This window comes from Pseudomonas sp. TH10 (genome assembly GCF_016651255.1).
GTDB lineage: Bacteria > Pseudomonadota > Gammaproteobacteria > Pseudomonadales > Pseudomonadaceae > Aquipseudomonas.
Window position 1 is genome coordinate 1 of the sequence record NZ_JAEKEG010000023.1, and the last position, 19,655, is coordinate 19,655.

Consider the following 19,655-nt stretch of genomic DNA (forward strand, 5'->3'; position numbering starts at 1 on the left):
GGAACGAAGCACTGTCGATTTATACCCAGTTCGATCCTGCTGCCCCAGGTATTGGCGGCCGTCGGGGTGCCGGTCATCGCGGCCGGCGGGTTCGCCACTGGTCGTGGCCTGGCTTCGGTACTGGCTGCCGGTGGAGCGGGAATCGCCATGGGCACACGGTTTCTCATGACCCGCGAATCGCCGACTCCGGCCGCGACACTTGAGCGCTACCTGAAGGTCAAGGATCCGCAGCAGGTGCGTGTGACCACTGCGGTCGATGGCATGCGCCACCGGATGATCGAAAACCGCTTTATCAATCACCTCGAAAAGGCGGGCCCCTTCGGTCGCCTGCGCATCGCCCTGGGCAGTGCGTGGCAGTGGAAGCAGCAAACCGGCATGAGCCTGGCGCACATGGCCTCAGTGTTCGTCCGTGCACTACGCGAAGACCCATCGCAGCTGTCGCAGGTGGTGATGGCTGCCAACCAGCCGGTGCTGTTGCAGCGCTCCATGGTCGATGGCGCACCGGACGAGGGCATCCTGCCCAGTGGCCAGGTCGCCGCTGCGATTGGTGAATTGCTCAGTTGCCGCGAGGTGATCGAAGGCATCGCCGGTGAGGCACAGCACTGCCTGGATACGCTCCTGGCACGCAGCCAGCACCTCCCATCGAATCGTCCCGCCAGTATCGGAGAACACCTGTGACCCAGGCATTTACCACACAACTCAATCAGGGCATCGCTGAACTGGTGATCGCCAAGCCCCCGGTCAACGCCCTCGACAGCCAGGAGTGGCAGGCCCTTGCGCAGCAGATCGAAGCCCTTGGGGCCAATCCCGAAGTGCGGGTGATCGTGATTCGCGCCGAGGGTCGGGGCTTTTGCGCCGGAGTCGACATCAAGGAACTGGACAAGTACCCGGAGCGGATCGTCGAGGTCAATGCCGGTAACTACGCCACCTTCAAGGCCGTGCATCGCAACCCGGTGCCGGTGATTGTCGCGGTCCATGGTTTTGTCCTGGGCGGCGGCATTGGCATCACTGGTGCGGCGGACATTGTTGTCGCCTCCGAATGCGCGACCTTTGCCTTGCCGGAAGTCGACCGCGGTGCCATGGGCGGCGGTGCGCATCTGCAGCGCCTGTTCCCGGTGCAAAAGTCCGTTACCTGTTTTTCACCGGCGACAGCATCAGCGCCCCCGAAGCCCTGCAATACGGCTTCATCGAGCGAATTGTCAGCAAGGATCAATTACGCGAAACCGCCCTGGGCATTGCGGCAAAAATTGCCGAGAAAAGCCCGGGCATGATCCGCATCGCCAAGGAAGCCTTGAACGGTATCGAGGACGGCAACCTGGAAGACAAATACCGCTGGGAACAGGGCTTCACCATGCAGGCCTATAGCAGCCCGGACTCCGCGGAAACGCGCCGGGCCTTCGTTGAAAAACGCGACGCCAAGTTCTGAGATAACGCCATGGACCTGACTTATACCCCAAAGCAAATCGCTTTCCGCGCCGAAGTGCGGGCCTGGCTGGCAGCCAACCTGCCACGCGAGCCGCTGGCCAGCTACGACACTCGCGAAGGTTTTGAACAGCACCGCGCGTGGGAGGCCAAGCTGTTCGAGAGCCGCTGGTCGATGGTGATGTGGCCAGCCAATCTGGGCGGACGCGGTAGCGACCTGATCGAGTGGCTGATCTTCGAGGAAGAGTATTACGGCGCCGGAGCCCCCATGCGTGTCAATCAGAACGGCCAGCTGTTGCTGGGGCCGACCCTGATGGAATTCGGCACGCCGGAGCAGAAGCAGCGTTTCCTGCCGCGTATGGCCGCCAGCCTGGACATGTGGGCGCAAGGCTGGTCGGAACCCAATGCGGGGTCCGACATGGCGGCAATCACCAGCAAGGCCCTGATCGACGGCGACCACTACGTGATCAATGGGCAGAAAACCTGGTCAACCCGGGCGATCTACGCCGACTGGCTGTTCGGGCTGTTCCGCAGCGAGCCAGGATCGAGCCGGCACCACGGGCTTTCGTTCATCATGGTGCCGCTGGACGCACCGGGAGTGAGCATTCGCCCGATCAAGGCGCTCAACGGCAAGGACGCCTTCGCCGAGGTGTTTTTCGATGACGTGCGGGTACCGGTGGCTAACCGTATCGGTACCGAGGGGCAGGGCTGGCACGTGGCAATGGCTACCGCCGGTTTCGAGCGCGGCCTGTTACTGCGCTCGCCCGCGCGCTTCCAGGCCACGGCACGCAAGCTCGTGGCCCTGTACAAGACACACCGCGCCAGCGCCGACCGCGACCCAAGCCTGCGCGATGCCGTGCTGGAGACCTGGATGGGCGCTGAAGCCTACGCGCTGTCGGCCTATCACACCGTGGGCCGCCTGAGCCGAGGCGAGCAGATCGGCGCCGAGTCGAGCATCAACAAGATCATCTGGTCAGAGCTGGATCTGAAGATGCACGAGACTGCCATGCGCATTCTCGGTGGGCGCGGCGAGCTGGTGGGCAAGGCCTCCCAGGACGGCGATGCGGCCGGCTGGCTGGAGGGTTTCCTGTTCGCCCAGTCGGGGCCGATCTACGCCGGTACCAACGAAATCCAGCGCAACATCATTGCCGAGCGCATGCTCGGCTTGCCGAAATAAGGAACCGCCATGGACTTCACTTTTAACGATGACCAGTTGGCGTTTCACGAGGCCATCAGTCGTTTCCTGATGACCGAAGCCGCCCCGGAAATGCTTCGGGAAATCTGGGAAACCGATGCCGGCCGCTCGCGGGACCTGCGCAACAAGATCGCCGGCCAGGGCCTGACTGCCTTGTCAGTGCCCGAGGCCGAGGGCGGCCTGGGCATGGATGATGTGACCTGGGCACTGATGACCCAGGAGCTGGGTTACTACGCCATTCCCGATTCATTGGCCGACACCGCTTATGTTGCCAGTGGCTTACTTGCCGGCCTGCCCGCAGGTCACCCGGCCCGCGCCGAACTGCTGCCCCGGATCGCCGATGGGAGCTTGCGCATGGCGATCAGTCATCCGGTCAATTTGCTGGCCAGCGATGCGCAATTGGCAGAAGTACTGCTGCTCACCCATGGCGATGAGATCCACGTGGTGCCGCGCTCCCAGGTTGAAGTAGAAAACCATCCGAGCATCGACGCTTCGCGCCGCCTGGGTGAGGTGAAGTGGATCCCAACGCCGGCGACCTGTGTGGCCAGTGGCGAGCAGGGGCGTGCTTTGCAGGACCGTCTGCTGGACCGTGGCGCGCTGTCGGTGGCCGGGCAACTGCTGGGATTGGCGCAACGCATGCTGGACCTGTCCGTGGACTACGTGGCCCAGCGTAAACAGTTCGGCAAGCCGATCGGCAGCTTCCAGGCAGTCAAGCATCACCTGGCCGATGTCGCCCGCTACATCGAACAGGCCAAACCCGTGCTGTACCGCGCCGCACATGCCCTGGCCCGGTGCGACGTCAATGCGGGCGTATGGGTCTCCCAGGCCCGCCTGGCGGCGAATGAGGCGAGCTGGATCGCTGCCCGCAAAGGCATCCAGGTTCACGGCGCAATGGGATACACCTGGGAAGTCGACTTGCAGATGTTCATGAAGCGCGCCTGGGCCCTGGATGCATCCTGGGGCGACCGCGGCTTTCACAAAAACCGCGTCAGCGACTACTTGTTCGCCGACACTACTGGCCTGGGGCCTGGACACACTTTCGAGGAATGAGTCATGCCACAGGCTTACATTGTAGATGCACTGCGCACCCCCACCGGCAAGCGCAAGGGCTCGTTGAGCGAGATCCATGCGATTGACCTGGGCGCCCATGTGCTCAAGGCACTGGTGGAGCGTAACGTGATCCCCGCGCAAGACTACGACGACGTGATATTCGGGTGCGTCGACACCATCGGCTCCCAGGCCGGCGATATAGCCCGCACCAGCTGGCTGGCCGCAGGCTTGCCTATGACGGTTCCCGGCACCACTGTGGATCGTCAATGCGGTTCATCGCAACAGGCGCTGCATTTTGCCGCGCAGGCGGTGATGAGCGGCACCCAGGATGTGGTCGCCGTGGGCGGCGTGCAAACCATGACCCAAATCCCGATTTCCTCCGCGATGCTGGCCGGCCAGCCCCTGGGCTTTGCCGATCCATTCTCGGGCAGCGTTGGCTGGCGTGCTCGCTTTGGTCAGCAACCGGTGAACCAGTTCTACGCCGCGCAACGGATTGCCGATCATTGGCAGATCAGTCGCGAGCAAATGGAAGCCTTTGCCCTGCAAAGCCACGAACGCGCATTGGCGGCCATTGCCAACGGGCGATTTGCTCGGGAAATCGTCGCCTGCCAGGGCCTCGCGGTGGATGAAACCCCGCGGCACAGCAGCCTGGTAAAGATGGCTGAACTGCAGCCGGTGGACCCTCAGTACCCATCGATCACCGCCGCCGTGTCCAGCCAGACCTGCGACGCCTCAGCTGCGCTTTTGGTGGTGTCGGAGGCGGCGCTCAAACGCTACGACTTGACGCCACGGGCGCGGATTCATCACCTGACGGTGCTGGGTGACGATCCAATCTGGCATCTCACCGCACCGATTGCGGCGACACGCCGGGCTTTGGCCAAAAGCGGGCTGAGCATGGCTGACATCGACCGGGTAGAGATCAACGAGGCCTTTGCTTCTGTGGTCATGGCCTGGGCCAAAGAGCTGGATTACGACCCGGCACGCACCAATGTCAATGGCGGGGCAATTGCCTTGGGGCATCCGCTGGGCGCAACCGGAGCAAGGCTGATGACCACGCTGCTCAACGAACTGGAATGCAGCGGTGGGCGCTATGGTTTGCAAACCATGTGTGGAAGGCGGTGGCCAGGCCAACGTGACCATCATCGAACGGCTGTAATTCTTTTACGTGGGCCGCCGCTTCGGATGCGTGTCCACCCAAATCCAGAGGAGTAAAACATGGCTATTTGTGCAGACCGTACCGTGATCATCACCGGGGCCGGAGGCGGGCTCGGTCGCGCCTATGCCCTGGCGTTCGCCGCGCAAGGGGCCAATGTCGTGGTCAACGATATTCGCGCCGATGCCGCAGAAGATGTGGCAGGTGAAATTCGCGCGAGCGGCGGCCAGGCCATTGCCAGCAGCGACGACATCACCACACTGGCCACTGCGCAGCGCATCGTCGATGCGGCGTTGGCCGCGTTTGGTGAAGTACATGTGCTGATCAATAACGCTGGCGTCTTGCGCGACCGCATGTTCATCAGCCTCAGTGAAGAAGACTGGGACATGGTCATGCGCGTCCACCTCAAGGGTCATTATTGCCTGGCCAACATTCTCGGTCGGCGCTGGCGCGACCTTGCCAAGGCCGGCACCCCGGTCGACGCCCGTATCATCAACACCAGCTCCGGCGCCGGCCTGCAAGGCTCGGTGGGACAGTCCAATTATTCGGCGGCCAAGGGCGGCATCGCTTCGCTGACCCTGGTGCAAGCGGCGGAGCTGGCGCGCTACGGTGTCACCGCCAACGCGTTGGCCCCGGCGGCACGTACCTCGATGACCGAGAGTGCCATGCCCGACGTGGTGAAAAAGCCTGAGGACGACAGCTTCGATGCCTGGGCGCCGGAAAATGTCGCGCCGCTGGTGGTGTGGCTTGGCAGCCCGGCGTCGGCCCATGTCAGCGGCCAGGTCTTCGAAAGCCAGGGCGGGAGGATCTCCCTGGGAGACGGCTGGCGCACGGGCGTCACCCGCGATAAAGGCGCGTTGTGGCAGGTCGAAGAGATTGGTGCGGCCGTGGACTCGATTCTCGCTGAAGCGCCCAAGGCACAGAAAGTCTGGGGCAGCTGAAGCCCCGACCCTTTGTTCACGTCAACGTTCTCGACCTTCATACCCCATTTTGACGATGTGCCCGATTGGCCCGCTCCGTAAAACTGCAGCGTATTGATTTCTTCGGAGGTAGACGCTGTGAAACAAGCCCCCCTTATGTTCCCGGTCATCAATTACTGGCCGGCAAGTCGGTATTGATCACCGCCGCGGCCGGTGCCGGTATCGGTTACTCAGCGGCCCGACGCAGTGCCGAGGAAGGTTGTCGGGCGCTGATGATTTCCGACGTTCACCCGCGGCGCCTGGAAGAGGCGGTAGCGCGCCTCAAGGGCGAGACCGGCCTGCAGGCGATCTACGGCCAGCTGTGCAATGTCACGATAGAAGACGAAGTCCAGGCCCTGGTGGCGGCGGCCGAAGAGGCTCTGGACGGGGTCGATGTGCTGATCAACAACGCGGGGCTGGGTGGCCAGAAGCGTGTGGTAGAGATGAGCGACGAAGAGTGGTTGCGGGTGCTGGACGTGACATTGACGGGCACCTTCCGCATGACTCGGGCGATGTTGCCGCACATGCAGCGCCGCGGCGCAGGAGCCATCGTCAATAACGCCTCGGTGCTCGGTTGGCGGGCCCAAAAGGAACAGGCGCATTACGCTGCGGCCAAGGCCGGCGTAATGGCCCTGACCCGCTGCAGCGCCCTGGAAGCCGCTGAGTTTGGCGTGCGCATCAATGCGGTATCGCCGTCGATTGCCCTGCACGATTTTCTCAAGAAAGCCTCCAGCGAAGAATTGCTCGCCAGCCTGGCAGGGCGCGAAGCGTTCGGTCGTGCCGCCGAAGTATGGGAGGTGGCCAACGTGATGATGTTCCTGGCCAGCGACTACGCCTCCTACATGGTCGGTGAAGTGCTGTCAGTCAGTTCACAACAAGCTTGAGGGCACGCTCATGAGTCACCTTTTCAGTAGCGCCCAGGCTCTGCTTGCGGCCGAAGGCCTGGACCTGGGCCACACCGCCTGGCTGACCATCAACCAGGAACGCATCGATCTGTTCGCCGAGGCCACGGGTGACCACCAGTGGATTCATGTCGATCCGATACGCGCCGCCAACGGGCCGTTCGGCACCTGCATTGCCCACGGCTACCTGACCCAGTCCCTGGCCAACCTCTTCATGCCGCAGTTGTTGACCCTTTCAAACATGACCATGGGCGTCAACTACGGCAGCGATCGGGTGCGCTTCCCGGCCCCGGTCAAGGTCGACTCGCGGGTGCGCGGCAGCGGCCAGATTATCCGCGCCGAGCCAGTGGGCGATGCCGTGCAACTGGTGGTGCGCATCACCGTGGAAGTCGAAGGCCAGGCGCGCCCGGGCTGCGTAATCGACACCATCAGCCGCTATACCTTCAACCCAATTTGCGAGTGAGTTTCCATGGACCTGAATGAAGTCGTCATCGTCGCCACCGCCCGTACAGCGCTGGCCAAATCGTTTCGTGGATCGTTCAACGATACCGAGGCGCCAGTGCTGGGTGGGCATGTGGTACGCGCGGTGGTCGAACGTGCCGGCATTGAGCCTGGGGACGTAGAGGATGTGATCATGGGTGCGGCGGTTCAACAGGGCACCCAGGCCTATAACATCGGTCGGCTCTGTGCCTACACCGGTGGCTTGCCGGACAGTGTGCCGGGGATGGCGCTGGACCGCATGTGCGCCTCGGGGCTGATGAGTATCGGCGTAGCTGCCAAGAGCATCATGAGTGGCGAGATGAATATTGCCATTGGCGGCGGCGTCGAGTCCTTGTCGCTGACCCAGACGAAACACAAAAACAGCTTCCGCGCCCAATCCGAAGCGGTGCTGCAGGTGATGCCCAGCGCCTATATCCCAATGATTGAAACCGCCGAGATCGTCTCCCGTCGTTATGGCATCAGTCGCGCCGCCCAGGATGAGTATTCATTGCAAAGCCAGCTGCGCACGGCTGCTGCTCAACGGGACGGGCTCTTTGATGAGGAAATCGTGGGCCTGAGCGTGGACAAGCTGCTGTTCGCCGCTGATGGCCAGCCCAATGGTCATGAGCACGTGCAGGTTCTGCGTGACGAATGCAACCGACCGAGTACGCGCCTTGAAGACCTGGCAAACCTGAAGCCGGTGTGGAAGGACGGTAAATGGATCGAGCAGGGGACGTTCGTCACCGCCGGCAACGCCTCGCAGTTCTCTGACGGTGCTGCGGCCAGTCTGTTGATGAGTCGTACCGAGGCCAAGCGTCGCGGATTGACGCCTTTGGGCATCTACCGTGGCATTGCCGTGGGTGGATGCGCACCCGAGGAAATGGGCATCGGTCCGGTGATCGCCATACCCAAGCTGCTCAAGCGTTTCGGCCTGGGGGTGGGGGATATTGGCCTGTGGGAGATCAACGAGGCTTTTGCCTGCCAGGTGTTGCATTGTCGCGATGCGCTGCAGATCCCGGCAGAGCGCCTGAACGTCAACGGCGGGGCGATTGCCATCGGTCACCCATTCGGTATGTCCGGCGCGCGGATGGTGGGCCATGCCTTGCTCGAAGGGCGGCGGCGCGGTGCGCGTTATGTGGTGATTGCCATGTGCATCGGTGGCGGAATGGGCGCCGCCGGCCTGTTCGAACTGCCGTGAAGCGAGCGGGACGCGGCCGCACATTCGATTAAAGCCATGGGGGCCCGCAGGTCGGGCCCGCTGCTGGGGAATGGATATGCAAAGTTGTATGCCCAATGCACAGGTCCTCGCGCAAATGGGCCTGGAGTTGGCCGAGTACGAACGGATCATTGGCAACATCTACGATTCGTCGATGAACACGGCCTCCTTGAGTGACTCGTTGCGCGAGATACGCGCGCTGTTCAAGGCTAATTTCGTGACCTTGATCCTGCGGGTTCAGGATGAGCCGCTGCTGTCACCAATGGTGGTTGCCGGTGATGTCGAATTGGGGCAGGGCGGCATCAACCATTACGCCTATTACGCCAAATCTACCCTGTTCGAGGGTTTGCCCACCGACACGGTATTCACCATCGATGAGCTGATGAGCGATGCCGAATGGGCCAGTTCGGCGTTTTACCTGCTGTACTGCCAACCTTACGATTGTTACCACATGCTGGGTGCCGATATACGCATGCCGGATGGCGGCATCGTGCGTTTTCGGATCAATCGACCACAGGGCCACCCGCCATTCAGTGAGACCGAGCGGGCCTTGTGCGCCATGTTGCTGCCCCATTTGCGTCGGGCCTTGCATATGTATTCGCTGCTGGACCGCAGCGAGTCCCTCGGCAGCCTGTATTCGCAAACCATCAGCCGCCTCGCGGTGGCGACCTTCGTGCTCGACGAAAACGGCTGCGTGGTGCAACTCAATCCCGTGGCCAGGGAAATTCTTGACAGTCAGGACGGCCTCAAAGTGGTGGGAGGTCGACTGGAGGCGACCTACCCCAGTGACAATCGGGAGTTGGCGCGCCTGGTGCGTAATGCCTTCCAGCGGGCCAGGCAAGGCGCAGCCAGGGGCGTACAGTTGGCCGAGGCAACGTCGATTTCCCGTCCCTCGGGACAGGTCAGCCTCGGCGTAGTGGTGGAATTGATTCCTTCACGGGAACTGCTCGAAGGCCACGGTAAACCTACAGTGGTGGTGTATGTGCGGGACGCGGTGAGCAAATCGCTGGTGAGCACGGTGCTGACTTCGCAGCTGTACAACCTGACCCCGGCAGAAACCGCGCTCGCCCTGGAATTGGCCAACGGCCTGTCGCTTGAGGACGCCTCGGAAATTCTGAATATCCGGCGCAATACCGCACGCGCGCACCTGCGTTCGATATTTTCCAAGACGGGTGTCCGACGCCAGACCGAGCTGGTGCGGATCATGCTCAACAGCGTGGTAGCGCTGGGTGCGCCCCAGCCAGCCGGGTCTCGGCTGTGACTTGGGGCCAGGCCAAAATGCGTTAGTCCGTGCGGACGATGCTCTCGGTTTCCTTGCCTGTCGATACTGGGCAACCGTTGTCGAACCCAAGGAGAATAAAAATGACCGGCAGTAATAAGTCCCCTGGCTGGGCCTTGACGTTGTTATTTGGATGCTGTGCCGTCGGCACCGTAAATGCCGCACCGGAGGACATCCCGCGCCTTGGCAAAGACCTGACCTGCCTGGGCGCGGAACAGGCCGGCAATGCCGATGGCAGTATCCCGGCGTTCAGTGGCAAGTGGTTGGGCGCGCCGCCCCATGTTGATTTCAAAGGTACGGGGCACCACCCCGTGGATCCGTACCCGGACGAAAAGCCGTTGTTTGTGATCACTGCGCAGAACATCGCGCAATACAGTGACTCCCTGTCTGACGGGCAAAAAGCCCTGTTCAAATTGTACCCGGCCACCTACAAAATGCCGGTGTATCCCTCGCACAGGGATTTTCGCGTCAGTGACTCGGTATGCCAGGCCACTCGGGAAAACGCCAGCGTGGCGCGTCTGGTGGATGACGGCGAAGGGGTCGTCGGCAAGACCGGTGGCACACCATTCCCGGTGCCGCGCAGCGGCGCTGGAGCTGTTGAAGAATGCCTCGACTTTCACCTTGCGGGCCTGGACCGAAGAGTACACCTCCGATAACGCCTACGTGCTCAAGGACGGCAATATCAACTGGGGCAGGGTGCATTCGCGCAACCTGGCCCCAGCATTGGAACCAGGCAAGATCGGCGATACCACCGGCAATTCGTCGTTCTATCTCAACGAAACCCTGCTACCGCAACGGGACAAGGGTGAGATCAACACCGGCACCGAATTCTGGAACGACAAAACCGAACCGCGCCAGGCCTGGCGTTACGATCCAGGCACCCGGCGCGTGCGTCAATCACCGGGCTATGGTTTCGACATGTCATTCCCCGGCAGCGGCGGCTCGATCACTGTGGATGAAGTGCGCCTGTTCAACGGGTCCGGCCAGCGCTACGACTGGAAGATCGTTGGCAAACGGGAAATGTACATTCCGTACAACACCTATCGTCTGCACGACGCCAAGCTCACCTACGCCAGCCTGTTGACTCCCGGTCATATCAACCCCGATGCCATGCGTTATGAGCGTCACAGGGTCTGGGAACTGGAAGGCACTCTCAAACCTGGCTATCGCCACCTGTATGGCAAACGCAAGTTGTATGTCGACGAAGACACCTGGTTTCCGATGCTCGCCGACAACTACGACAACCGTGGCGAGTTGTGGCGCACCTCGATGGTCAACTACTTCTATGCCTACGAGAGCCAGGCCCAGCAGGCGGGCGTCGGCCTGTACTACGACCTCAATGCCGGCAGCTACCTGGCGTTCAACCTGATCAACGAGCAGCGCAACGGTTACCTGTTGAACAAACCCGGTTTCAGTCCCAGGGACTTCGGCCCGGAAGCCGCTCGCCGCTTCGGCCAGTAAGCAGGAAACAGGGCGCCCGCTGTTTCAGGGGCGCGCTTTGAGACTGGCTCTCATTTGATCTAGTCCAACTGCACGATGATCTTGCTGCGCGACTGCTCAATGATATCCGCCATGGGGTTACCCGGTATTTCTTGGGGGCATCGCCTGCCCCGAAGTCTGCATTTGAGGAATAATAACAATGACGAAACTCGCTGAAATCAACATCGAGAATGCCCAGCGTACCCACCGTTACGCGCGCGGCTGGCACTGCCTGGGCAATGCCAACGATTACCGTGATGGCAAGCCTCATACCCTGGAAATCTTCGGCACTCGGCTGGTGGCGTTTGCCGATAGCCAGGGCGTCATCAGTATTCTCGATGCCTACTGTCCGCACATGGGCGCCGACCTGTCACAGGGCACCATCGAGAACGACAGACTGGTATGCCCGTTCCATCACTGGAAGTACGACACCGGCGGCAAATGCGTGGAGATCCCTTACTGCAAGCGCATTCCACCCAAGGCCAAGACGCGCAGTTGGTTGACCTGCGAGGAGAACAACCTGTTGTTCGTCTGGAACAACCCCGAAGGCCGTCCGCCCAAAGAGGGCGTGATCATTCCGCACCTCCCTGAGATGGACGACCCGGACTGGATTCATAACTGGAACATCGACACCATGCTGATCGAAACCAACCCACGGGAGTTGGTCGATAACCTGGTGGATGCCCAGCATTTCGGGCCGGTGCACGGTACGCCAACCAAGTATTTCGCCAACATTTTCGAAGGGCACATCGGCCATCAGATTTTTCATGGTGACTCCGAGCGCCTGGGTGGTGACCTGATCGCACCATCGGCCTATTACGGTCCGGCCACTCACTTCACCCATATCAGTTCGATGTTCGGCGATGCGCGGATCCACGCCATTCTGCTCAACAGCCACGTGCCAGTGACGCCAAACAGTTTTGACTTGCGCTTTGGTTGCATGGTCAAGCGCGTACCGGGCTGGACGGAAGAGCAAAACCAGGAAGTGGCCAGGGCCTATGTCCAGGGCAACCGGGACTCGTTCTACCAGGACGTGGTGATCTGGAAGCACAAAATCCGTATCGACAAGCCGGTGCTCGCAGAAACCGACGGCCCGGTCTATCAGTTGCGCGAGTGGTATGAGCAATTCTTCACCAATGAGGACGACGTGCCCGCTTCAATGGCGCTGCGTCGCGAGTTCATAACGGTCGACGAGCGCTGATAGAGGGAGCAGGGCGCCTTCGAGAAGCAAGCGAATACTCTCCAAGGCGCCGCTCCCAGGGACACAGCCACCTTGAGTCCATGGTGATGACTCAGGTCCGATTTGAAGGCAATGAGGGAATACAAAATGAAAATAAAAAATGCCTACACCTTTCCTTTGTTAGTAGTGTTTCTCCTGGTGTTGGTTGTACAGATGTCGGTGCCGGCGGAGTCGGCCAGCGTCAAGGCGTGCAAGCGCTACGCGAGCTGCCTTTCGCTGAGTTCGGGAATCTCAAACTGGCTGGATTTTCGTTAGGGCTGTTTCAGGGAGTGTTGCCTCGGAACCGCGGGCAACGCTCCGCCCCTGTTTGTCGCCACAGGTGTTATCAATGGGGATGGCCCCGTCGTAGAGGTGGGCGCCACAACGCTGCCCAGCGTTTCAGGCTTTATTAAAGTGCTCTGCTGATCGCTGAGTCAGCGTGCTAATGTCGAGGCGAAATGGCTGATCGCCTGTACGACCTGACGAGCACTGTCCTGAATATCGAGAATCACTTGACCCGCCTCACCGGCTAATTTGACGCCTTGTTCTGCCTTGTCTTTACTCGTCTCCATCCTGGCCACTGCCCCCGTGGCCAATTCACGATTGTGCTGCACCACCTCGACAATCCTGACAGTGGCTTGACTCGTGCGTGCGGCCAAGTTGCGCACTTCGTCAGCAACCACGGCAAAACCTCGCCCCTGATCTCCGGCACGAGCCGCTTCGATGGCCGCATTGAGCGCCAGAAGATTAGTCTGCTCGGCAATCCCACGGATGGTCTGCACGATACTGCTGATTATTTCCGACTGCTGACTGACGGCATTGACACCTTCGGCTGCGCGATTCAATTCGTCGGCCAGGCTTTGCATGACCTCCACGGTGTCCTGCACGACACGGGCTCCTTCGTGGGCTGTATCGTCAGTTTTCAGTGAAGTCTCATAAGCCATGCGCGCTGCTCGTGACTCGGTTTCCTGCTGTAGAACCTGATCAGTAATATCGCTCGCATACTTGACTATTTTGTAAAGATCGCCGTTGGCGTCGAACACCGGATTGTAAGTCGCACGTAACCAGACTGCGCGTCCCTGTTTGTTAAGGCGCTTGAAGCTGCCTGAGAAAAATTCGCCCTGATTCAGCCGCTCCCAGAACTGCCGGTAATCGGGGGATTCGATTTCGCTAAGCTCACAGAACAGCCGGTGGTGCTTGCCAACAATCTCTTCCAAGCGGTAACCCAGCACTGCAAGGAAGTTTTCGTTGGCGCTGACGACTTCTCCCTGCCGGTTGAACTCGATGGTTGCCATGGACCGGTTTATCGCCTTGATCTGGCTCTCCTGCTCTTGTTCCTTCTGAACCTGGGCAGTTACATCCGTCGCAATCTTGACGACCTTGATCACCCGTCCGGTGGTATCGCGAACAGGGTTATAGCTGGCCTCCAGCCAGAGCTCACGCCCCTGTTTATCCAGGCGCAGGAAGCGGTCGTTGATGAACTCGCCATTACCCAGGCGTGACCAAAAGCCTTGATAAGCAGCGCTGTTGGCGTATTTCGGCGTACAGAATAAGCGGTGATGCCGGGATTGGATTTCTTCAACGCTATAGCCCATTACCCTCAGGAAGTTGCTATTGGCACTGAGGATCGTGCCATCAGGCTGGAACTCAATCAGGGCCATGGAGCCACCTAAGGCTGCAAGGGTGGCTTCACTGTCAGCCAAGCGCCGCTGGCTGACGGCCAGTTCTTTTTTGATTGTCGAGTTGAACATGCATACCTCTGTGGATATGGGCTGCCTGGCATTTCCTTCAAGCCAATGGAAAGCTATGCAGATCGATGTCAGATGTACAAGAAACCTGTGGAATCAGATACGAATCGCGCATGCCGAACGAGCCGTAACGGCGTTAGTTAGGCAGCGAGCATCCAGTAATGGCTGACCAATATCAGAATGACATACATCCAAAAAAACCTATACAAAAAACTATGCATGTATAGGTTTTTTCGTTGCGCATTAAAATCGTGTTCAGGTTTTCTTTTTCACTGTCCAAGTCATCTACATCGCCGGCAACGCTCCGAGCAATAACGCACTTCGTTCCAGCAACGTGCCCATTTCTTGCGCCAGGCGAAGGGCAATCCGCAGACCGCGCAAACCTTGACCGGGAGCTCACTCTTTTTCACAGCGACTCCCCGGCATCCAGTTTGGCGAGCAGTTTCTGGCCCCGCTCCCACAGCGCTTGCTGCTTGGGCTCGGTCATGCGGTCGAGGTTTTTGTAGACCATGCTCATGCGCTGGTTGCTGCGCAGCAGGTCGCCATGACGCATCAGGAAATGCCAGTAGAGTGAATTGAAAGGACAGGCGTCGTCCGTCGTGCTCTCACTGACTTTGTAGGCGCAGTTGCGGCAGTAGTCAGACATCCGCTTTATATATTGACCACTGGCGCAATAAGGCTTGGAACCCAGGTAACCGCCGTCGGCGTGCATGACCATGCCCAGCGTATTGGGCAGTTCGACCCAGTCAAAGGCGTCCATGTAGATCGCCAGGTACCATTCGCAAATCTGGCTCGGCGCGATGCCGGCCAACAGTGCAAAGTTGCCGGTCACCATCAGCCGCTGGATATGGTGGGCATAGGCATGCTTCAAACTCTGGCCGATCGCCTGTCCCATGCAGTTCATTCGGGTGTCGCCCGTCCAGTAGAACTCTGGAAGAGGCCGGCTGTTGCCGAATAGATTGCCATCGGCGTAATCGGGCATTTTCAGCCAATAGACGCCCCGTACATATTCGCGCCAGCCGATGAGCTGGCGAATGAAGCCTTCGGCGGCATTGAGTGGAATCCGGTGCGCCCAATATGCAGCTTCCACGTCGCTGCACAACTGACGCAGGTCCAGCAGGCCAATATTGAGCGCCGCACTGATGCGCGCATGAAATAGAAAAGGTTCATCACTGGCCATGGCGTCCTGATAGTCGCCGAACCCTGCCAGGCCATAATCCAGAAAATACGCCCACAGCGCCTGTGCGTCGGCATGGGTGACCGGATAGTCGAAGTTGTCGAGTGCGCCGTAGTGATGGTTGAAGCGCGCCCTGACCAGCGCAAGCACATCGCAGGTGATGGCGTCGTTACTGAAGTGCACCGGGTAGGGCGCTTTCACCCCTTTGGGCAGGGCCTTGCGGTTCTCGGCATCGAAATTCCACGCGCCGCCTACCGGAGAGCCGTCGCCATTGAGCAATAACCCGCTCTTGCGCCGCATCTCGCGGTAGAAGAACTCCATGCGCAACTGCTTTTTACCTTGCGCCCAAGCGCTGAATTCGGCGCGACTGCACAGAAAAAGCGTATCGGCGTGCCAATCAATGGCTACACCGCACTCCTTGAGAGACTGCTCCAGGCGCCAGTCGCCGCACTCAGTGACGTGCAGTTCGGCCGGTTGCAGGAGGGCCTGCCAGCGCCGCAATTCAGCCGGCACCGATCCACTGTTATTCGGGTCTTCCAGAGTCACGTACTCGACGCGTACGCCTTGGGCCTGCAGCGCCTTGGCGAAATGGCGCATGGCGCTGAAGATCAGGACGATCTTCTGCGGGTGGTGAGGCACATGGCTGGCTTCTTCCATGACCTCGACCAGCAGCACCGTATCGCACTGGGCATCGAGTTTCTGCAAGGAAGCCAGGTCAAAGGACAACTGGTCACCCAGGACCAGGCACAACCGATGGCGCTTGTTCATATCTGTTCAGTCCGGCGTCTGCAGGTTCATGCTTGTTCCCTGCCTACCAGGGCAGGCGCTCTGCGTTGTAGGCAAAAAAATGTCCGCTGTCGGCCGGCGTCAACTGATCAATCAGGCTCAAGAGTTCAGCCGCGGCAACGTCCGCCGGACGTGCGCCGGTGGCCCCACGAAATGGTTGCGACAACCCCGACACGACCGTGCCTGGGTGCAGACTCAGCAGTCGGCTCTGCGGACGAGTACGGGCCAGTTCGATAGCGGCGGTCTTGATCAGCATATTCAGCGCGGCCTTGGAGGCGCGATAGGCGTACCAGCCACCCAAACGGTTGTCGCCGATGCTGCCGACTTTCGCCGAGAGCACTGCCATCGCGCCCCGGGCATCAAGCAACGGCAAAAAGTGCCGCAACACCAGCGCCGGCCCTAGCGCGTTCACTTGAAACACGGCCTGCAGCGCCTCGTGCTCAATCGCGCTGTAGCTTTTTTCCGGCTTGATCTGGTCACGATGGAGCAGGCCGGCGGCGTGCACTGATCAACTGGTACGGTGCTTGCGCTGCCAATTCAGCGGCGGCGCTGGCGATGGTTTCGGGTTGCTCCAGATCCAGTGCGGGCACTGTATTGCGCCCCAGTTGGCGAACCCCGGCACATCGCGGGTCCTTGCCGAGCAGCTCGCAAAAAGCCGTACCCAGGGCACCACTCGCGCCGATCACCAGGGCGCGATATCCGTCGCCGAGGGAGTTCATGGTGAACCTGTTCAATGGGTTTCTCCTGAACCCTGGCGTCGGAAGAACAACGTCACCTGGCCAACCTCGACGCCCAGCTTGGACATGCTGGTGCGGTTGATCAACGTGTCCTCGTCCATCAGGTACATCCAGTCGTCCATGCTCATTTCATAGGTTGTGCCGTCAACCGGCAGGTTCAGGCGATAACGCCAGCGCAAGGCATTGCCGGCGATTTCGCCTTTGGCGACACCCACTACGTCATCGGCGCGACCGCTCCAACGTCCCTGGCCCTCGGGCGTGAGGGTCCAGACGCGGCGTTGGCGGGTGCCGTCGCTGTACAGGAAGCGCTCATCGAGAATCAGGTTGTTGCCCTCACGACGGCTGACGATGTCGACCTCGAAACGCTTGGCCACCTCGCCGGAACGCTTCTGAAACATCCCCCAGGCTTTGACCGGTTTGCTGAAAAAGCGCTCCAGATTTAATGCCGGTTGCTGATCCGCATAGTGGGTGACATCCACGCTGCCACAGCTCGCAATGCTGAGTACCAAAGCCAGTAAAACCAAACGTCGTGTCATTACCTTTCTCCCTGGGTGAACAGGTGCTGAGGATGAATTTTGTTGCCTTACATGCTTGTACAGGTGCCCTGTGGTGTACAGGTTTCTGGCGCCTGCCCAAAGATGGAATCGCGGTTTTCGCGCAATGCAACTTGCCGACTGCAGCGTCGTACGCGGCGGATGGAGTAGGCGTCGTCAAGGTGGGCTTGCCCAGTCCATTCTTTAATAGTTGTACGACAGAAACTGATCTGTATAGGTTTTATTCAAGATAGGCTGAAAAAACCCCTGACAATGCGTCAGCCATCTTTTTGTGTAGCAACGAGAACGTCAGATCAAAGAGCGCGGGAGGGTAACGGAAGAGAGATAGGGAAATGCGCGCCCCCGGGGAGATGGGAGCGCGTTGCTAAACCAGGGATTACTCGTAGGTCGGGTAATCGACATAGCCTTCGGCATTGCCGCCATACACCGTCGCCGGGTTCAGCGGATTCAATGGCCAGTCATTGGCAATGCGCGCCGGCAGGTCCGGGTTGGCCATGAACGGGCGACCGAACGCGACAAAGTCGGCCAGGCCTGAGTCGAGCAACCGCGCGCCCGATTCGGCGTTGTAGCGGCCGGCGTAAATGATCGCGCCGCTGAACGTGTCGCGTACGGCCTGACGAAAGGTTTGTGGCATCGCTGGCGCGTTGTCCCAATCGGCTTCGGCGATGGACAGGTAAGCAATGCCGACGTCTTCCAGCACTTTGATGGCTTCGATGTAAGTGCTGTGCGGATCTTCCTCGACCATGCCCAGGTACGTCCGTGCTTCGTCGGTGGTGGTGAACAACGGCGCGAAACGCACGCCGACTTTTTCTTTGCCGATGCATTCGGCGACACCGGCCACCACTTCACGCAAAAAGCGCAGGCGATTGTGCAGCGAACCGCCGTATTGATCGGTGCGCAGATTGCTGTGGGCGGAGATGAACTGGTTGACCAGATAACCATTGGCACAATGCAGTTCGATGCCGTCAAACCCGGCGTCCATGGCATTGCGTGCGGCCTGGATGTACAGCTGAATCAAGTCCTGCACTTCATCGGTGCTCAGTGCGCGAGGCGCGGAGGGCGCGACCAATTCACCGGCACCCGGCGCGGTTTCGATGAACACGCTGACTCGGTCGGTGGCCACGGCCGAGGCCGATACCGGCGCTGCGCCGCCAGGTTGCAGCGCGGTGTGGGAGACGCGGCCGACGTGCCAGAGCTGGGCGAAAATCACCCCGTCGACGGCATGCACAGCCTCGGTGACTTTGCGCCACCCGGCAATTTGTTCAGGTGTGTGGATGCCGGGCGTCCAGGCGTATCCCTGACCCCGAGGCTCGATTTGCGTGCCTTCAGTGACCAGTAGACCCGCGCTGGCGCGTTGCTGGTAATACTCGGCCATCAACGGGTTGGCGACATTGCCCGGTTGCGTGCTGCGCTGGCGGGTGAGGGGAGGCAGAACGATACGGTTCTTCAGGGTATGCCGGCCAAGGGTGACGGGTGTGAAGTAAGCGCTGTTTTTCATGGGATACCTGTTCGCTTGGTATTAGACCAGTCGACTATCGTGGGGGCGAAAAAAACACCGTGTGCAAAAAGACGCGCACGGTGCCTGGGCAGTGAGTTAATACCCGTCAGGCCAGCATTTGCAGCAGCTTTTCGGCGACGGCCGCCGAGCTGGCAGGGTTCTGACCGGTTACCAACTGGCCGTCAGCGACGACATGAACCTGCCAGTCGGCCACTTTGCAATAGCGCCCGCCCAGGCGCTGGAATTCGTCTTCGATCAGGAACGGCACGACTTCCGTCAGGCCCACGGCCGCTTCTTCAGCATTCGTGAAACCGGTCACGTCCCGATCCTCAATCAACGGCTTGCCATCAGCAGCGAGGACGTGACGCAGTACGCCCGGCGCATGGCAGACAAATCCGTGTGGCTTGTTGCTGCGGTCGAAGGCTTCGATCAAGGCGATGGAATGCTTGTCTTCGGCCAGATCCCACAGCGGGCCGTGGCCACCTGGGTAAAACACCGCATCGAAATCATCAGCGCTGACGTCGGCCAGGCGTCCGGTGTTGGCCAGTGCCTGTTGGGCGGCCGGGTCATTGCGGAAGCGATCGGTTTCAGCCGTCTGTGCGTCGGGCTCATCGCTTTTCGGGTCGAGTGGTGGCTGCCCACCGGCTGGCGAAACCAGCGTGACGTCGGCGCCGGCATCCTTGAATGCGAAGTAGGGGGCGGCGAACTCTTCCAGCCAGAAGCCGGTTTTCTTGCCGGTGTTGCCGAGTTGATCGTGGGAAGTCAGAACCATCAAGATTTTCATAGAGCACCCTGGGTTGG

15 protein-coding genes and 5 pseudogenes are annotated in these 19,655 nt (G+C 60.2%); 12 read left to right on the forward strand and 8 right to left on the reverse strand.

Annotation, left to right across the window (positions count from 1 at the left end):
* The 12 genes and pseudogenes from JFT80_RS02965 to JFT80_RS03020 form a co-directional block, all read left to right on the forward strand.
* The coding region (locus tag JFT80_RS02965; protein ID WP_201146873.1) for a nitronate monooxygenase family protein at positions 1 to 678 on the forward strand (678 nt) is incomplete at its 5' end.
* A 44-nt stretch (positions 679 to 722) separates the two neighbouring features.
* Positions 723 to 1,426, forward strand: a pseudogene (locus tag JFT80_RS02970) (enoyl-CoA hydratase family protein).
* Positions 1,427 to 1,435: 9 nt separating this feature from the next.
* Entirely contained in the window at positions 1,436 to 2,599 is a 1,164-nt protein-coding gene (locus JFT80_RS02975; protein ID WP_201146874.1) for an acyl-CoA dehydrogenase family protein, read from the forward strand.
* Between the two features lie 9 nt (positions 2,600 to 2,608).
* A complete protein-coding gene (locus tag JFT80_RS02980; RefSeq protein WP_201146875.1) occupies positions 2,609 to 3,667 on the forward strand; it encodes an acyl-CoA dehydrogenase family protein in 1,059 nt (352 codons plus the stop codon).
* Between the two features lie 3 nt (positions 3,668 to 3,670).
* A pseudogene (locus JFT80_RS02985) lies at positions 3,671 to 4,823 on the forward strand (acetyl-CoA C-acetyltransferase).
* Between the two features lie 59 nt (positions 4,824 to 4,882).
* Positions 4,883 to 5,761 carry an SDR family oxidoreductase gene (locus tag JFT80_RS02990; RefSeq protein WP_201146876.1) on the forward strand — a complete coding sequence of 293 codons (879 nt, stop codon included), beginning with the start codon at positions 4,883 to 4,885 and terminating at the stop codon, positions 5,759 to 5,761.
* A gap of 92 nt (positions 5,762 to 5,853) precedes the next feature.
* Positions 5,854 to 6,663 carry an SDR family oxidoreductase gene (locus JFT80_RS02995; protein WP_201146883.1) on the forward strand — a complete coding sequence of 270 codons (810 nt, stop codon included), beginning with the start codon at positions 5,854 to 5,856 and terminating at the stop codon, positions 6,661 to 6,663.
* Positions 6,664 to 6,673: 10 nt separating this feature from the next.
* Entirely contained in the window at positions 6,674 to 7,144 is a 471-nt protein-coding gene (locus JFT80_RS03000) for a MaoC family dehydratase (RefSeq protein ID WP_122839851.1), read from the forward strand.
* A 6-nt stretch (positions 7,145 to 7,150) separates the two neighbouring features.
* Positions 7,151 to 8,359, forward strand: coding sequence for an acetyl-CoA C-acyltransferase (locus JFT80_RS03005; protein ID WP_201146877.1), 1,209 nt, complete (start codon positions 7,151 to 7,153; stop codon positions 8,357 to 8,359).
* A 76-nt stretch (positions 8,360 to 8,435) separates the two neighbouring features.
* A complete protein-coding gene (locus JFT80_RS03010; RefSeq protein ID WP_201146878.1) occupies positions 8,436 to 9,638 on the forward strand; it encodes a helix-turn-helix transcriptional regulator in 1,203 nt (400 codons plus the stop codon).
* A 101-nt stretch (positions 9,639 to 9,739) separates the two neighbouring features.
* A pseudogene (locus JFT80_RS03015) lies at positions 9,740 to 11,117 on the forward strand (DUF1329 domain-containing protein).
* Between the two features lie 178 nt (positions 11,118 to 11,295).
* Complete coding sequence (locus tag JFT80_RS03020) at positions 11,296 to 12,336, forward strand: Rieske 2Fe-2S domain-containing protein (RefSeq protein ID WP_045058503.1); 1,041 nt, start codon at positions 11,296 to 11,298, stop codon at positions 12,334 to 12,336.
* Between the two features lie 452 nt (positions 12,337 to 12,788).
* Here the strand turns inward: JFT80_RS03020 and JFT80_RS25305 are convergent, their stop codons facing one another.
* The 8 genes and pseudogenes from JFT80_RS25305 to JFT80_RS03055 form a co-directional block, all read right to left on the reverse strand.
* Positions 12,789 to 13,298, reverse strand: coding sequence for a methyl-accepting chemotaxis protein (locus JFT80_RS25305; protein ID WP_374091316.1), 510 nt, complete (start codon positions 13,296 to 13,298; stop codon positions 12,789 to 12,791).
* A gap of 33 nt (positions 13,299 to 13,331) precedes the next feature.
* A pseudogene (locus JFT80_RS25310) lies at positions 13,332 to 14,105 on the reverse strand (PAS domain-containing protein); the annotation flags it as partial.
* 278 nt (positions 14,106 to 14,383) lie between these two features.
* Positions 14,384 to 14,512: a DUF2256 domain-containing protein gene (locus JFT80_RS03030; RefSeq protein ID WP_122839855.1), complete on the reverse strand. Its 129-nt coding sequence runs from the start codon at positions 14,510 to 14,512 to the stop codon at positions 14,384 to 14,386.
* A complete protein-coding gene (locus JFT80_RS03035) occupies positions 14,509 to 16,047 on the reverse strand; it encodes a cryptochrome/photolyase family protein (RefSeq protein WP_201146880.1) in 1,539 nt (512 codons plus the stop codon). Before JFT80_RS03035 ends, JFT80_RS03030 begins: the two co-directional genes overlap by 4 nt.
* Positions 16,048 to 16,090: 43 nt before the next feature.
* Positions 16,091 to 16,784, reverse strand: a pseudogene (locus JFT80_RS03040) (SDR family NAD(P)-dependent oxidoreductase).
* Between the two features lie 11 nt (positions 16,785 to 16,795).
* Positions 16,796 to 17,338, reverse strand: a complete 543-nt coding sequence (locus tag JFT80_RS03045) for a DUF3833 domain-containing protein (protein WP_122839858.1) — start codon at positions 17,336 to 17,338, stop codon at positions 16,796 to 16,798.
* A gap of 394 nt (positions 17,339 to 17,732) precedes the next feature.
* A complete protein-coding gene (locus JFT80_RS03050) occupies positions 17,733 to 18,854 on the reverse strand; it encodes an alkene reductase (protein ID WP_201146881.1) in 1,122 nt (373 codons plus the stop codon).
* Between the two features lie 106 nt (positions 18,855 to 18,960).
* A complete protein-coding gene (locus tag JFT80_RS03055) occupies positions 18,961 to 19,638 on the reverse strand; it encodes a type 1 glutamine amidotransferase domain-containing protein (RefSeq protein ID WP_201146882.1) in 678 nt (225 codons plus the stop codon).
* Between the last annotated feature and the right edge of the window lie 17 nt (positions 19,639 to 19,655).

Bases quoted from the DNA above. Each gene is read 5' to 3' on its own strand.
- JFT80_RS02975 (WP_201146874.1), top strand. From the start codon at position 1,436: ATGGACCTGACTTATACCCCAAAGCAAATCGCTTTCCGCGCCGAAGTG.
- JFT80_RS02980 (WP_201146875.1), top strand. From the start codon at position 2,609: ATGGACTTCACTTTTAACGATGACCAGTTGGCGTTTCACGAGGCCATC.
- JFT80_RS02990 (WP_201146876.1), top strand. From the start codon at position 4,883: ATGGCTATTTGTGCAGACCGTACCGTGATCATCACCGGGGCCGGAGGC.
- JFT80_RS03000 (WP_122839851.1), top strand. From the start codon at position 6,674: ATGAGTCACCTTTTCAGTAGCGCCCAGGCTCTGCTTGCGGCCGAAGGC.
- JFT80_RS03005 (WP_201146877.1), top strand. From the start codon at position 7,151: ATGGACCTGAATGAAGTCGTCATCGTCGCCACCGCCCGTACAGCGCTG.
- JFT80_RS03010 (WP_201146878.1), top strand. From the start codon at position 8,436: ATGCAAAGTTGTATGCCCAATGCACAGGTCCTCGCGCAAATGGGCCTG.
- JFT80_RS03020 (WP_045058503.1), top strand. From the start codon at position 11,296: ATGACGAAACTCGCTGAAATCAACATCGAGAATGCCCAGCGTACCCAC.
- JFT80_RS25305 (WP_374091316.1), bottom strand. From the start codon at position 13,298: ATGGCTTATGAGACTTCACTGAAAACTGACGATACAGCCCACGAAGGA.
- JFT80_RS03035 (WP_201146880.1), bottom strand. From the start codon at position 16,047: ATGAACAAGCGCCATCGGTTGTGCCTGGTCCTGGGTGACCAGTTGTCC.
- JFT80_RS03045 (WP_122839858.1), bottom strand. From the start codon at position 17,338: ATGACACGACGTTTGGTTTTACTGGCTTTGGTACTCAGCATTGCGAGC.
- JFT80_RS03050 (WP_201146881.1), bottom strand. From the start codon at position 18,854: ATGAAAAACAGCGCTTACTTCACACCCGTCACCCTTGGCCGGCATACC.
- JFT80_RS03055 (WP_201146882.1), bottom strand. From the start codon at position 19,638: ATGAAAATCTTGATGGTTCTGACTTCCCACGATCAACTCGGCAACACC.